The following is a 12,560-nucleotide window of genomic DNA, read 5'->3' as shown; positions in this document are numbered from 1 at the left end:
CAACCACAACCTGTCTTTTTGGCCAAACGGTTTTCATGCAGCTTTACGCTTAAATTACAGATACTTAGAGAATTATTTACCCCATTACCGCGTGGGACGGCATTCCACCTTGATCCAAAACTTTTCGCCTTATGCGTGTATTGCAAAATGCAAAATCAGCGGCCAGCAAGGCTGCCTGCACGCGTTTTGGTCGCTATGCGTCCCACTCCCAACTGTGGGACCCGCGGGTCCCGATCCCATGATCACGCAGCGTCGTTGTCGCCTTCGGCCGGACTGATGGATAGCCTTGCACCAAAGGAGGACGGCATGCGCGCTTATCAAGTTATATCATATGAGACTAACCCGGAGTTAGTAGAAACAAAGGAACCCACTCCCGGAAACGGCGAATTGTTGCTGGAAGTAGCCGCCTGTGGGTTGAATTTCGGCGACCTGCTGATGGCCAAGGGCCAGTATCAGGAGAAGCCCGAACTCCCGTTCACACTGGGAATGGAGGTCGCGGGCACCGTGCGTGCGCTGGGGCCGGACACCGATGGGCCGGCACCGGGCACGCGGGTCATCGTCGGCGGAGGCTCGGGCGGGCTGGCCGATTTCGGGACTTTCCCGGCGGCCAAGGCGCTCGAAATCCCCGATTCGATGACGTTCACCGATGCGGCGGCGTTTCAGGTGGCCTATGGCACCTCCCACGTCGGCCTCGACTATCGCGCCGGGCTGAAGCCGGGCGAGAACCTCCTCGTCCTCGGGGCGGCCGGGGGCGTCGGCATGACCGCGATCCAGATCGGCAAGCTCATGGGGGCGACCGTGATCGCCTGTGCGCGCGGCAAGGAAAAACTCGCAGTTTGCAAAGAGGCTGGGGCGGATCACCTGATCGACAGCGAATCGGACGACCTGCGCGAAGCGGTGAAAGCCGCAGGCGGGGCCGACGTGGTTTATGACCCCGTGGGCGGCGAGCAGTTCAAGGCGGCGCTGCGGGCCTGCAACCCGGAGGCGCGCATCCTGATCGTGGGCTTCGCCTCGGGCGACATCCCTCAGATCCCGGCCAATCACCTGCTGGTCAAGAACATCAACATCATGGGCTATTACTGGGGCGGCTATAACCGCTTCAAGCCCGAGGTTCTGCGCAACAGCATGGCGACGCTGCTGGACTGGTACGACCAGGGCAAGCTCAAGCCGCATGTAAGCAGTGCGCTGCCGCTGGAACAGGCGGGCGAGGCTTACGAGCTTCTGCGCTCGCGGAAGTCCACCGGCAAGGTCGTGGTCACCACCGGGCGCGGCTGAGCCAGCCCGGAATAAGCCTGACGCAACATGTGGAGGAGCGCCTCGGGCGCTTCTCCACGACAGCTTTCCGCCACATAGAGATTGACGTTGTTCACGGGCAGGTCCGGGAGCGATCCGCCGTGCTCGATCGGCTCCAGCGGGTCCATCTGCGTACCGGCGAGCCGGGCATGAACGGCGAGGTCGGCCACGACGCTCGCGTCGATGGTGCGGCTCATGTCGCTGGTCACGGCCATTTCCCAGGGAATGCCCGCCTCGTCCAATGCCGCTTGAACGCCCGGGCGGAATTTGCACCGTTCTTCGAAGGCGAGCCGCAGGGGCCGCTGCTTCCACGCCTTGCCGTTCGGCGCCCCGACCCAGGTGAGTGGCAGGTGGCACAGCGTTTCGCCGTTCCCCTCCCCGTCCTGCTCGGTCGTCAGGATCACGTCGCACGCCCCCCGCACGAATTCCTGCTTCAGCGCCCGCGTAAAGGAGGAAATCAACGTGATCTTCATGCGCGGAAACTCAGCGTTGAAGCGTTGCAGGACCGGGGGAAGTGCGGGCAGCACGATGTCATGGGGCACGCCCAGCGTGATTTCGCCCTCGAGCCCGCTGTCGGTGAGCTTGCCCAGCACCTGGTCGTTCAGCTCCAGCATCCGGCGTGCATAGGAGAGGAGCTGTTCCCCCTCCCCTGTCAGTTCGATGGAGCGCCCGCTTCGGTCGAAAAGGGACTGGCCAATCCCCTCCTCCAGCCGCTTGAGCTGCATGGACACGGCGGACTGCGACAGATGAAGCAGACCCGCCGCGCGCGTCACGCCCCCCACGTCAGCCACGGTGACGAAGGCGCGCAGGGCGGTGAGATCGAGGTTCCGGGCCATATCACAATCCTTGATGCAAGACTTCAAAATCATTCGTTTTCATAATCCACCAGATTGCAGCATATATCAAGCATCGTAATCAATCGTGCAAAACACATCACATTTGGAGAAACGCCATGTTCGCCGCGTCCCGCCATATTCCCCGCACCCGCCGCGGCCGTTTTTCGGCTCTGGACACGCTCGGCGCTGCGATCTCGGCCCGCCGCGAACGCCGCGCCCTGGCCCGGCTCGATGACCATCTGCTGGAAGATATTGGGCTGTCGCGGCGCGATGCCTGGTCCGAGAGCAGGCGCCCGTTTTGGGAGCTATCGAGCCGTCATCACCGGTAAGTCATCGTTTCGGGGGCCTCATGCCCCCGGAAATCCTTGAAAAACCCGGCCCGCTCGCCAATATCTGGTCCAAGTGTGGGTGTATCCCACAGGGATTGGCTTCATGGAGGCAGCATATGGCTGAACAAAGAACGGTCCGCGCCGGTGCAGGTGCCCGCGCGGCACAAGTCGACGAGGGCCTTCGCGCCCATATGAACAAGATCTACGCGACGATGTCCGTGGGTCTGTTGGTGACCGCGGGCGTTGCCTGGGCATTCGGCACGGCCGAACCGCTCCAGTCGCTTCTGCGCGACCCGGTGACACTGTCGCCGAACATCTTTGGCTGGATCGTGATGTTCCTGCCGCTGGTGATGGTCTTCGCCTTCGGCGCGGCGATCAACAAACTATCCGCAGCTGGCGCACAACTCTACTTCTACGCCTTCGCGGCGGTGATGGGTTTGTCGATCAGCTGGATCTTCATGGCCTTCACGGGCTTCTCGATCGCGCAAACCTTCCTCATCACCGCGATCTCCTTTGCTGGCCTCAGCCTCTGGGGCTACACCACGAAGAAGGACATCTCGGCTTGGGGGTCGTTCCTGATCATGGGCCTGATCGGTCTGATCATCGCGTCGATCGTGAACATCTTCCTCGCCTCGCCCGCGATTCACTTCGCGATCTCGGCGATCGGCGTGCTGATCTTCGCGGGCCTCACCGCCTACGACACCCAGAAGCTCAAGAACGAGTACATCCAGCACGCCCACGCGATGGACAGCGAATGGCTGGCGAAGTCCGCCATCATCGGTGCGCTGAACCTGTACCTCGACTTCGTGAACCTGTTTATGTTCCTGCTTCAGTTCCTCGGCAACCGCGAGTGACGATGACGCAGGTCTGACGGCCTTGGGGCCGGTCCTTCGGGGCCGGCCCTTTTCTTTGACCATTGTTGCCCCAAGACGCGAACTGACCCCGCATTCGGCCCATTGTGGTCACATTCACTGATTAGCGATGGCGATGGGGCAGAATAGTAAATGAGGGTTTAACATGACCACGATCACTCTTGTCGGCGTCGGCGCGTTCTTTTCGGGCGTGGCGCTGATGTATCTCGTGATGAGCCGCACGCAGAACAAGCGGCGTCTCGAATCGATGGGCGGCAACGAAGCCTGATCGCCCACCAAGGTTCGGAAGGCCGCGCTTCGGTGCGGCCTTCCGCCATTGTCAGAGCACCTTGCGCATCTGGACTGCCGGGAACCCCACACCCGGCGCGAGCGACAGCTCCACCTCGCCGAGATCGGCGAATCCCATCCTTCGATAGAACCCCCGCGCCGTGAGCGTGGACAGGCACGACAGCACCCGGACCCCGGCCTCCCGCGCCGTGTCGGCTGCCTGCGTCACGATGAGCCGTCCGAGCCCCGCGCCCGCAAGGTCCGGATGCACGGCGACATGGCGCACATGCGCCCAGTCGAGCGGCGCGGCCCCGCCCGCTGGCCCACGCCAGGTCCAGCCGCCGGCCGCGACGATCTCACCCCCGCCCGCCTCGGCGACGAGGTAGCCAGGCGCCGCGAGCAACTCGGGCTGTGCCATCGTGATGCGTGGCAGGGCGGCGTCCAGCACGGCAGGCGGGTAGTCGGGCGCGAGCAGGCGCGCATAGCTCGCCGCCAACAGCGCGCCGAGCGCCTCGGCGTCGTCCGCTCCGGCGCCTCGCAGTGTGAAGGGAGGTGGTGTCGCGGTCTCGCCCGCATAGCAATTCAGTCTCATCCTGTTGGTCCTCTCGTTCGGGGGGCTGAACGGGGTCCGGACGGATGATGTCCTCACAAAGAAAAACCGCGCGGCCCCGGTGGGTCGCGCGGTTATTGTCTCGTCGCCGAGAAAGGGCTTACTTGATCTTGCCTTCCTTGTACTCGACATGCTTGCGCGCGACCGGGTCGTATTTCTTTACGACCATCTTTTCGGTCATGGTGCGCGCGTTCTTCTTGGTCACATAGAAGTGGCCCGTGTCCGCGGTCGAGTTCAGGCGGATCTTGATCGTCGTCGGTTTCGCCATTTTTCCAGCTCCTCATCGGGCGCGCACTGCGGCCCGGGTAAATCCTTGAAGCCCGCCTTCTATAGAAACGCGGCTCCGAGTCAACCACCGTCGCCGCACTTTTCGCAGCCCTTGGCCCGCGATTCGGCCGCAGGTCCAGGATCACGCAACGATTGTGGCTCAGGCCGCGTCCCGTCCTCGGCGCGCAAGCGACTCCCACAAGGCACCGACCGGCGCGCTGTGGGGGCAAACCGCCCCCTCAGACGCCTCACCAGCAATAGCCCTGCCCTTGGCGTCATCGCCACCCAAGGCATGTGCGCCCACCGCGGCGTCCCGGCGTAGCCGGGGCGGCGCAAATCCTGCGCGGGCGCCAGCCCGCTCATTCTGGAAACGGCCCCCTCGTGAATATGCGCGGATGGCCTGTAAGCCGGATTCTGTTCCCCGGGGCGGACCCCGGTTCGACGATCATTCCTCTAAGCCGCGTGTCGCCACGCGGCTTCAGCTGCCAACCCGGACCTCCGGGCCAAGACGGCCCTGCCCACGCGGGGCGCGAGATCCCTATTCGGCATTGCTCCCGGTGGGGCTTGCCTTGCCGGTTCCGTTGCCGGTCCCGCGGTGGGCTCTTACCCCACCGTTTCAGCCTCACCCCGACATGCGGGGCGGTTTGTTCTCTGTGGCGCTTTCCCTCGGGTTTCCCCGGCCGGGCGTTACCCGGCACCGTTGTCTTGTGGAGTCCGGACTTTCCTCCCGCGTCGGGGAAGCCCCCGACACCGGCGACCGTCCGGCCATCCGCGCCGGGTGGATTTAGGCGGCGGGGGCGTCCCGGTCAACGGGGAAGCGTGTGGCGAGGTCGCGCATCAGCGCCACGTCATGCCCGTCGAGCGGCCCGCGCGCCCAGGGGCGAAAGCGCTGCCGCGCGGCTTCGAGGATCACCGCACACCCCTCCTCGACCGGATAGCCGAAGACTTCGGCGGCGGCACGGAATGCCTGGTCTGAGACCTCGGCCAAATCTCCGGCAGGGTCCGGCCAGACCGCCTGACCCTCAAGCGCGAGCCGGCGCCAGTCGAAGCGTCGGCCCGGGTCACCCTTGCGGCCCGGCGCGAAGTCCGAGTGGCCGATGACGCCCGCGACGGGAATGCCCCAGCGCGCGCGGATGTCGGAAACCAGTAAGGTGAGCGCCTCCATCTGGGTGGACGCGAAGGGAACGGTGCCGGAATTGTCCAACTCGATGCCGATGGAACGTGAATTCACATCGTCCCGTCCGGCCCATCGCCCCTGCCCCGCGTGCCAGGCGCGCGCCTCTTCCTCGACCATCTGCCAGAGCGTGCCGTCCCGCCCGATCAGGTAGTGGCAGGACACCTCATGCTCGGGTGAACACAGCCGCTCCAACGCCGCCTCGGCGCTCGCCATCGCGGTGTAGTGGATCACGATCAATTCGGGCGTCAGCCCGTCGCGGCGCGGGCCGAAATTGGGGGAGGGCCGCCAGTGGCCCGCGTTACTCGGAGACGCCGGGCGTCTCGACGTCGACATATTGCGTCACCACTTCGGTAGCACCCTGGCGGGCGGCGCGGAATGGCGCCGGGTTCCAGAAACAGGCAAAACCGTCCCCGTCCGGGTCGAGCCCTTCACGGTCGCGCTCAGGGCCGCCGCTGTTGAGGAACGCTTCCTGCGCGAGGTCGCTGTGGGAATACTTGGCGCAATTGCGCTCGAACCGGGCCTGCGCGTTGAAGCCCGAGCGGCTGTAAAGCTGCTGCCCGACGGCGTTATTCGTGGCGAGCGCGAATTTCACGACCGAGGCACCATTGCCGCCTTCGCGCTGGGGCACCTGCGTCGGCTGGATCACAACGTATTGCGCGCGGTTTTCCGCAAGCCTCTCGGCATCGGACTGGATCGTCTCGCGCGAGGCGACCGCCTGGAAGTTCTGCTCGTCGGAGATCACTTCGGTGTTCGCCGCGGCACCCGCTTCGACGGCGACTTCGGAGGTCGATCCGCCGGTTGTCGCGGCCGGGGTCGTCATCGCGTTGAGCGGCGCGCCGGTCTGATTGCCCGAGCTCAGGCCAAGCAGTTGCGAGGTCTCGGCGGCAATCGCGGCCCCTTCACTGTCGAGAGGCTGGCTTCCCACAGCGGAGGCCGGCGGCAGTCCCGAGCCATTCGACGCGCGCGCGGTGGTGTCCACTGCGCCCGGCCCGCTTTCGGGGATCGGACCGGCACAGGCGGCCAGAACGACGAGGGAAACTGTGGCTGCGACGCTACGCATGGATCTTGTTCTCCGGGGTGAAGTCCGGGCCGTTTACCACCATTTCTCCGGCTTGGAAACAAAACCGGCCGCGCCTTCGAGGGCATAGGCGACATTCAGCAAGTCGCCCTCTTCCCACGGACGCCCGATCAGTTGGAGCCCGAGCGGGAGGCCCTGCTTGTCCAGCCCGGCAGGCACTGAAATGCCCGGAAGGCCCGCGAGGTTCACGGTCACGGTGAAGACATCGTTGAGATACATCTGCACCGGATCGGCTTCGGCCATCTCGCCCAGCCCGAAAGCCGCAGAGGGCGTCGCGGGGGTGAGGATCGCGTCCACGCCTTGATCGAAGGCCTCGTCGAAGTCGCGCTTGATGAGGGCGCGCACCTTGCGGGCACGGTTGTAATAGGCGTCGTAGAAGCCCGCCGACAGGACGTAGGTGCCCACCATCACACGGCGCTGCACCTCGTGGCCGAAGCCCTCGGCGCGGGTCTTTTCGTACATGTCCACGATGCCTTCACCGGCGGCGAGCTTGGCACGGTGGCCGTAGCGCACCCCGTCGTAACGGGCGAGGTTGGACGAGGCTTCGGCGGGCGCGATCACATAATACGCCGGCAAAGCGTATTTCGTGTGGGGCAGCGAGATATCGACGATCTTCGCGCCTACGTCCTTGAGCATCGCTGTGCCTTCGGCCCAGAGCTTCTCGATCTCGTCCGGCATCCCGTCCATCCGGTATTCCTTGGGAATCCCGATGACCTTGCCCTTGATGTCGCCCGTGAGCATCGCTTCGAAGTTCGGCACCGGAATGTCGGCCGAGGTCGAATCCTTCGGGTCGTGCGAACACATGGCTTCCAGCATGATCGCCGCGTCACGCACGTTCTTGGTCATCGGTCCCGCCTGATCGAGCGACGACGCGAAGGCGATGATGCCCCAGCGCGAGCAGCGCCCATAGGTCGGCTTGATCCCCGTGATGCCGGTGAAGGCGGCAGGCTGGCGGATTGAGCCGCCGGTGTCCGTGCCGGTGGCCGCGAGGCACAGATCGGCGGCCACGGCGGAGGCCGAGCCACCGGAGGAGCCGCCCGGTGTGAGTTGGCGGTCGTCGACCTTCCACGGGTTCACGGCGTCGCCGTAAACCGAGGTCTCGTTCGACGAGCCCATCGCGAATTCGTCCATGTTGAGCTTGCCCAGCATGACCGCACCCGCATCGGCGAGGTTCTGGCTGACGGTCGACTCGTATTCCGGCTTGAAGTTTTCGAGGATGCCCGAGGCCGCCTGACTGTCCACGCCCTTGGTGCAGAAGAGGTCCTTGATCCCCACCGGGATACCGCACAGTGACGGGGCTTCTTCGCCGCCCTTCAGGCGCTCATCGGCCGATTTCGCACGCTCCAGCGCAATTTCGGGTGTCTTGTGGACAAAGGCGTTCAGAGCGCCGGCCGCGTCGATTGCGCTGATGCAGGCCTCGGTCAGTTCCACGCTCGTTACGTCGCCCTTCTTCAGCGCGTCGCGCGCTTCGGCGATGGTCAGCTTGTTCAGACCGGACATCATTCCACCACCTTCGGCACGGCAAAAAAGCCCTCGCGGGCATCGGGGGCGTTCTTGAGGATCTTGTCGGCCTGATCGCCCTCGGTCACCACGTCCTCGCGGCGTTTCAGGCGCTGGGGCGTCACCGAGGTCATCGGTTCGATCCCGTCCACGTTCACCTCGTTCAACTGTTCGATGAAGCCGAGGATGGTGTTGAATTCGTCCGCCAGCGCGGGAAGCGCGTCATCCTCGACCCGGATGCGGGCGAGATGCGCCACCTTGCGCGCGGTGTCCTTGTCGATCGACATATCTGCCTCCGTAAACGTCCGTGGCGGTTTAGCCCCGAGCGGCCTTACCTGCAAGCATGTGACGGATGTAGAAACTGGCGAACCAGCCGAGCAGGAAGGCGTTCAGAAGGTGCCACAGGAAATGGGTGCCAATGGGAACCTGTCCGCAGACTCGTTCGTCGAGGCTGCGGAAGGTGATCGACAGCGCGAGAAGCGCGAAGCCCGTCCAGAAATCCCACGCGAGCTGGCCCGAGGCCATGAGCGCGAAGAGGCCGATCCAGAGAAGTACGGGGATGTACCCGGTCGAGCCCCTGAGCCACGGGGCCAAATCCCCGATCGGATAGGCGAGCGCCATGAAGGGAAAAAACGCCAGCGTGATGACAGCCGCCATCGGAAGCGACTGTTTGAACAGGTCGTAAGTCGCCGCGAAGGTGAACAGGAGCACGAAGATCAGGATCGGCGCCGTGTCCATCGCCCCCGCCCAACGGGTCGCGAAGGTGTGAAACAGGAATGACCCGATGCCGATGGCGAAAAGCACGATGGCCATCGCCTCGGCCAGTGGCAGGTTCTTTCCCTGCGATTTTCGCCAGACGATGAAGCCAGAGATCAGAAAGGCGATGTTGGTGAGCGCGTTGATCGGCTCGGCCCAGAAGCCGAACCCCACCCTCTCGCAATAGGCGTCGATCTGCGCGGTCCAGTCCATCGACATCACTCCCGGTTTTGTTACGCTCCCTGCAACAACAGGAGGTATCCCCATGAAGATCATCTGGCACGGACACGCAAGCTTCCGCATCGAAATCGAGGACCAAGTCCTCTTGATCGACCCGTGGCTCGAAGGCAATCCCATGCTGCCCGAGGACCAATGGGCGGCGGCGACCGAGGGCGTGACCCATGTGCTCATCACCCACGGCCATTTCGACCACGCCAATTCGGCGGTCGGCATCTGCAAGGACAAGGGCATTCCCTGCGTCGGCATATTCGACCTGATGGGGTTCTGGGAACAGAAGCATGGGCTCGAGACCGTGGGTTTCAACAAGGGCGGCACGGTGAAACTGGGCAATGTCGCGGTCACGATGGTGAACGCCACCCATTCGTCCTCCGAGGCAACAGCGGACGGCCCGCGCTACATGGGCAACGAATCGGGCTACATGATCTCTGGCGAAGGTCACACGATCTATGTGAGCGGGGACACCGACATCATGGCGGACATGGCGTGGATGGGCGAGATTCACAAACCGGACATTGGCATCCTGTGCGCCGGGGGCCATTTCACGATGGACATGGCGCGTGCCTCCTACGCTGCGAAGAAGTATTTCGACTTCAAGACGGTGATCCCGTGCCACTACCGCACCTTTCCTCTGCTGGAGCAGTCGGCCGCGGTGATGAAAGCGGAACTGAAGGGTGTCGAGGTGATCGAACCGGAGGTGATGCAGGCCATCGATATCTGAGGTTTCGCGGCAGCTTGCTGCCACGACCAGCTGGGGGAGGCCAGCCTCCCCCAGACCCCCTCCGGGATATTTTGGACCGGAAAGAAGCCTAGCGTTTTTTGCTGAAAAAGGATTTCAGGAGCGCCTCAGCCTCGGCGGCGGCGATGCCGTCGTAGATCTCGGGCACATGATGGCATTGTGGGTGGCTGAAAACCCGCGCACCGTGAGCCGTGCCGCCGGACTTGGGGTCCGACGCGCCGTAGTAGAGGCGGCGGATTCGCGCGAAGGAGATGACGGCGGCGCACATCGGACACGGCTCCAGCGTGACGTAGAGGTCGTAATCCGGCAGGCGCTCGGTCTGAAGCGCGGCGCAGGCGGCACGGATCGCCAGTGTTTCGGCGTGGGCCGTCGGATCGCTGAGTTCACGCGTCCGGTTGCCGGCACGCGCGACGATACGGCCCTCCGGGCCCACAAGCACGGCACCCACCGGCACCTCCCCGCGCGCGGCGGCGGCGCGTGCCTCGTCAAGCGCGGCATCCATATATGAGCGAAACCCGGTCACGCCCCTTCTTCGCCCGCCCCGCGCCGCTGGACAAGGGAACACGCGCGCCCTATCGGGGGAGCATGACGGACAAGACCCCCCCCGGCGACCGGATCGCCAAGGTGCTTTCGCGGGCTGGCGTTGCCTCGCGCCGGGAAGCCGAGCGCATGATCGAGGCGGGGCGGGTCGCCGTGAACGGCAGGGTGATCGACAGCCCTGCGCTGAACGTCACAGCCCGCGACAGGATCACGGTGGACGAAAAAGAGGTCAGCGAACCCGAGGCCCCGCGCCTTTGGCTTTATCACAAGCCCACCGGCCTCGTGACCACCGAGCGGGACGAAAAGGGCCGCGACACGGTGTTCGAAAAACTTCCAGAGGACATGCCCCGGGTGATGAGTGTCGGACGTCTCGACATAAACTCCGAGGGGCTGCTGCTCCTGACCAATGACGGCGGCATCAAGCGCAAGCTGGAGTTGCCGTCTACCGGTTGGGTGCGCAAATACCGCGTCCGCGTAAACGGCAAGCCGGAAGAGGCCGTTCTCGAAAAGCTGCGCAAAGGGATTACGGTCGACGGCGAGCGGTTTCAGGGGATGGCGGTCACGCTCGACCGGCAGCAGGGCGCGAACGCCTGGCTCACCATCGGCCTGCGCGAGGGCAAGAACCGCGAAATCCGGCGCGCGATGGAGGCTGTCGACCTGACGGTGAACCGGCTTATCCGTATCTCCTACGGCCCGTTCCGCCTGGGCGAGCTGAAGGCGGGCGCGGTCGAAGAGGTCAAGGGTCGTGTTCTTCGCGAACAACTCGGGCTCGAGGCGCCCAAGGATCCGACCGGCACGGCAAAAAAGACTCCCGTGCGCCGCCGCAAGCCACCCCGCAAACGCTGACCCCTTCTCTGCTTTTCAAATACTTCGGGGGTGCGAGGACTCGCCCGGCATATCGCGGCGACCTGCCAAAGGCAGGGCGGCGCAAATCCTGCGCGGGCGCCGGCTCGCACCTTTTGGACGGGCCGGTACATCGGCAAGGTTCCCCGACTTTTCGGGAATCAACTGGCCCGCGCGGGTCATCGCCCCTATATCTGTGAGAAGTTGTGGGAATGTCCGGCCGAGGGGGTCGTTTTGTCCGGTTCCGGTTTGCAGAAGCTGTCCTATGTGCTTCTCCTCGCGCTCATCTTGTATGTCGCGATCACGGGGGGTGGCTGATGGCCCAGCGTTACGGCGGGAAATTCAGCCCGGACGGGTCCGGTGAACAAACGCCGCCACCCGCGAAGAACCCGTTCGATGGCCAGACCCGATCGCGGGCCGGAGGGCGGGTGAACCTGCTGTTCCTGATGCCCCTGCCGCTGGCGGTCTCCGCTTTTTTCCTGGAGCCCGCTGGCCTTGCGATGCGGCTTGTGGCCTTCGGTCTCCTGATCCTCGCTGCCTGGCTTACGCGGGAAGGCGTCCTGGCGCATGAGGCCTATGATGCACGCAAGATCGCGCGCCGGCCGGGTGCCCCGCGCAAGATCCTCGGCTCGCTGACCACCGGGCTCGGCCTCGCGCTGGCGGGGTTCGTGGGCGGCGGCGTGATGAATGCCGTGATCTTCGGGGTTCTGGGCGCTGCGCTTCATTTCATGGCCTTCGGGCCCGATCCTTTGAAGAACAAGGGAATGGAAGGCGTGGACGAGTACCAGACCGATCGGGTCGCCCGCGCCGTGGGCGAGGCGGAGAAGCTGCTCACCGCGATGAAAGAAGCTATCGTACGCGCCCGTGACCGTGAGTTGGAGCGGCGGGTGGACAGCTTTCAGGCCACGGCCCGCGCCATGTTCCGCACGATCGAAGACGATCCGCGCGACCTTACGCAGGCGCGTAAGTACCTCACCGTCTATTTGATGGGCGCGCGTGATGCGACGATCAAATTCGCGGATATCTACAGCCAGTCGCGCAGCGCCGAGGCACGGACGGATTACGTCCAGCTCCTCGACGATCTTGAGCGGAATTTCAACGCGCGGACACAAAAGATGCTTACCGACGACCACGCTGACCTGAACATCGAAATCGAGGTTCTGCGGGAACGATTGGCCCGTGAGGGCGTGGTAAGTCACTAGGACAGGGACAAGGT

Annotated in this window: 16 protein-coding genes and 1 other RNA gene; 7 read left to right on the top strand and 10 right to left on the bottom strand. The window is 64.3% G+C overall.

The features are described 5' to 3' along the window. The first annotated feature begins 306 nt into the window (after positions 1 to 306). Positions 307 to 1,275: an NADPH:quinone oxidoreductase family protein gene (locus B2585_RS15570; protein WP_292024858.1), complete on the top strand. Its 969-nt coding sequence runs from the start codon at positions 307 to 309 to the stop codon at positions 1,273 to 1,275. Here the strand turns inward: B2585_RS15570 and B2585_RS15565 are convergent. Further along, complete coding sequence (locus tag B2585_RS15565; RefSeq protein WP_292024857.1) at positions 1,212 to 2,129, bottom strand: LysR family transcriptional regulator; 918 nt, start codon at positions 2,127 to 2,129, stop codon at positions 1,212 to 1,214. The two genes, B2585_RS15570 and B2585_RS15565, sit on opposite strands and share 64 nt — an antisense overlap. Positions 2,130 to 2,245: 116 nt before the next feature. On the opposite strand from B2585_RS15565, the gene B2585_RS15560 reads away from it, so the two are divergent. The 3 genes from B2585_RS15560 (at position 2,246) to B2585_RS15550 (ending at position 3,598) form a co-directional block, all read left to right on the top strand. After that, positions 2,246 to 2,458 carry a DUF1127 domain-containing protein gene (locus tag B2585_RS15560; protein ID WP_292024856.1) on the top strand — a complete coding sequence of 71 codons (213 nt, stop codon included), beginning with the start codon at positions 2,246 to 2,248 and terminating at the stop codon, positions 2,456 to 2,458. Between the two features lie 116 nt (positions 2,459 to 2,574). Continuing rightward, positions 2,575 to 3,312 (top strand): Bax inhibitor-1/YccA family protein, encoded by a 738-nt coding sequence (locus B2585_RS15555; RefSeq protein WP_292024855.1) that lies wholly within the window; start codon positions 2,575 to 2,577, stop codon positions 3,310 to 3,312. 163 nt (positions 3,313 to 3,475) lie between these two features. Then, positions 3,476 to 3,598, top strand: coding sequence for a hypothetical protein (locus B2585_RS15550; protein WP_292024854.1), 123 nt, complete (start codon positions 3,476 to 3,478; stop codon positions 3,596 to 3,598). 51 nt (positions 3,599 to 3,649) lie between these two features. On the opposite strand, the gene B2585_RS15545 is transcribed toward B2585_RS15550, so the two are convergent. From B2585_RS15545 to B2585_RS15510, 8 genes are all read right to left on the bottom strand, one after another. Then, positions 3,650 to 4,189: a GNAT family N-acetyltransferase gene (locus B2585_RS15545; RefSeq protein ID WP_292024853.1), complete on the bottom strand. Its 540-nt coding sequence runs from the start codon at positions 4,187 to 4,189 to the stop codon at positions 3,650 to 3,652. A gap of 118 nt (positions 4,190 to 4,307) precedes the next feature. After that, entirely contained in the window at positions 4,308 to 4,475 is a 168-nt protein-coding gene (rpmG, locus tag B2585_RS15540; protein ID WP_009572866.1) for a 50S ribosomal protein L33, read from the bottom strand. Positions 4,476 to 4,861: 386 nt separating this feature from the next. Further along, positions 4,862 to 5,247: RNase P RNA component class A (gene rnpB, locus B2585_RS15535), an RNA gene on the bottom strand. A gap of 11 nt (positions 5,248 to 5,258) precedes the next feature. Continuing rightward, a complete protein-coding gene (locus B2585_RS15530; protein WP_292024852.1) occupies positions 5,259 to 5,984 on the bottom strand; it encodes an N-acetylmuramoyl-L-alanine amidase in 726 nt (241 codons plus the stop codon). After that, positions 5,950 to 6,711 carry a hypothetical protein gene (locus tag B2585_RS15525; RefSeq protein ID WP_292024851.1) on the bottom strand — a complete coding sequence of 254 codons (762 nt, stop codon included), beginning with the start codon at positions 6,709 to 6,711 and terminating at the stop codon, positions 5,950 to 5,952. The genes B2585_RS15530 and B2585_RS15525 overlap by 35 nt, the downstream gene beginning before the upstream one ends. A gap of 33 nt (positions 6,712 to 6,744) precedes the next feature. Continuing rightward, complete coding sequence (gene gatA, locus B2585_RS15520; RefSeq protein WP_292024850.1) at positions 6,745 to 8,229, bottom strand: Asp-tRNA(Asn)/Glu-tRNA(Gln) amidotransferase subunit GatA; 1,485 nt, start codon at positions 8,227 to 8,229, stop codon at positions 6,745 to 6,747. Then, positions 8,229 to 8,516, bottom strand: a complete 288-nt coding sequence (gene gatC / locus B2585_RS15515; RefSeq protein ID WP_287435542.1) for an Asp-tRNA(Asn)/Glu-tRNA(Gln) amidotransferase subunit GatC — start codon at positions 8,514 to 8,516, stop codon at positions 8,229 to 8,231. The genes gatA and gatC overlap by 1 nt, the downstream gene beginning before the upstream one ends. Positions 8,517 to 8,544: 28 nt before the next feature. Continuing rightward, positions 8,545 to 9,198 carry a ceramidase domain-containing protein gene (locus B2585_RS15510; RefSeq protein ID WP_292024849.1) on the bottom strand — a complete coding sequence of 218 codons (654 nt, stop codon included), beginning with the start codon at positions 9,196 to 9,198 and terminating at the stop codon, positions 8,545 to 8,547. Between the two features lie 52 nt (positions 9,199 to 9,250). Here B2585_RS15510 and B2585_RS15505 point away from each other — a divergent pair, with 52 nt between their 5' ends. Continuing rightward, entirely contained in the window at positions 9,251 to 9,943 is a 693-nt protein-coding gene (locus tag B2585_RS15505; RefSeq protein WP_292024848.1) for a metal-dependent hydrolase, read from the top strand. An 88-nt stretch (positions 9,944 to 10,031) separates the two neighbouring features. Here B2585_RS15505 and B2585_RS15500 read toward each other — a convergent pair whose 3' ends face one another. Next, entirely contained in the window at positions 10,032 to 10,463 is a 432-nt protein-coding gene (locus tag B2585_RS15500) for a nucleoside deaminase (protein WP_292024998.1), read from the bottom strand. 2 nt (positions 10,464 to 10,465) lie between these two features. On the opposite strand from B2585_RS15500, the gene B2585_RS15495 reads away from it, so the two are divergent. After that, entirely contained in the window at positions 10,466 to 11,347 is an 882-nt protein-coding gene (locus B2585_RS15495; RefSeq protein WP_414674062.1) for a pseudouridine synthase, read from the top strand. Positions 11,348 to 11,661: 314 nt separating this feature from the next. Beyond that, on the top strand, positions 11,662 to 12,546 hold the full coding sequence (locus B2585_RS15490) for a 5-bromo-4-chloroindolyl phosphate hydrolysis family protein (RefSeq protein WP_292024846.1): 885 nt from the start codon (positions 11,662 to 11,664) through the stop codon (positions 12,544 to 12,546). Positions 12,547 to 12,560 lie beyond the last annotated feature (14 nt).

Source organism: Maritimibacter sp. UBA3975, assembly GCF_002384975.1.
In the GTDB taxonomy this organism is placed as follows: domain Bacteria; phylum Pseudomonadota; class Alphaproteobacteria; order Rhodobacterales; family Rhodobacteraceae; genus Maritimibacter.
This window is presented reverse-complemented; position numbering and strand designations above follow the sequence as displayed.

Bases quoted from the DNA above. Each gene is read 5' to 3' on its own strand.
- B2585_RS15570 (WP_292024858.1), top strand. From the start codon at position 307: ATGCGCGCTTATCAAGTTATATCATATGAGACTAACCCGGAGTTAGTA.
- B2585_RS15565 (WP_292024857.1), bottom strand. From the start codon at position 2,129: ATGGCCCGGAACCTCGATCTCACCGCCCTGCGCGCCTTCGTCACCGTG.
- B2585_RS15560 (WP_292024856.1), top strand. From the start codon at position 2,246: ATGTTCGCCGCGTCCCGCCATATTCCCCGCACCCGCCGCGGCCGTTTT.
- B2585_RS15555 (WP_292024855.1), top strand. From the start codon at position 2,575: ATGGCTGAACAAAGAACGGTCCGCGCCGGTGCAGGTGCCCGCGCGGCA.
- B2585_RS15550 (WP_292024854.1), top strand. From the start codon at position 3,476: ATGACCACGATCACTCTTGTCGGCGTCGGCGCGTTCTTTTCGGGCGTG.
- B2585_RS15545 (WP_292024853.1), bottom strand. From the start codon at position 4,189: ATGAGACTGAATTGCTATGCGGGCGAGACCGCGACACCACCTCCCTTC.
- rpmG (WP_009572866.1), bottom strand. From the start codon at position 4,475: ATGGCGAAACCGACGACGATCAAGATCCGCCTGAACTCGACCGCGGAC.
- B2585_RS15530 (WP_292024852.1), bottom strand. From the start codon at position 5,984: ATGTCGACGTCGAGACGCCCGGCGTCTCCGAGTAACGCGGGCCACTGG.
- B2585_RS15525 (WP_292024851.1), bottom strand. From the start codon at position 6,711: ATGCGTAGCGTCGCAGCCACAGTTTCCCTCGTCGTTCTGGCCGCCTGT.
- gatA (WP_292024850.1), bottom strand. From the start codon at position 8,229: ATGTCCGGTCTGAACAAGCTGACCATCGCCGAAGCGCGCGACGCGCTG.
- gatC (WP_287435542.1), bottom strand. From the start codon at position 8,516: ATGTCGATCGACAAGGACACCGCGCGCAAGGTGGCGCATCTCGCCCGC.
- B2585_RS15510 (WP_292024849.1), bottom strand. From the start codon at position 9,198: ATGGACTGGACCGCGCAGATCGACGCCTATTGCGAGAGGGTGGGGTTC.
- B2585_RS15505 (WP_292024848.1), top strand. From the start codon at position 9,251: ATGAAGATCATCTGGCACGGACACGCAAGCTTCCGCATCGAAATCGAG.
- B2585_RS15500 (WP_292024998.1), bottom strand. From the start codon at position 10,463: ATGGATGCCGCGCTTGACGAGGCACGCGCCGCCGCCGCGCGCGGGGAG.
- B2585_RS15495 (WP_414674062.1), top strand. From the start codon at position 10,466: ATGAGCGAAACCCGGTCACGCCCCTTCTTCGCCCGCCCCGCGCCGCTG.
- B2585_RS15490 (WP_292024846.1), top strand. From the start codon at position 11,662: ATGGCCCAGCGTTACGGCGGGAAATTCAGCCCGGACGGGTCCGGTGAA.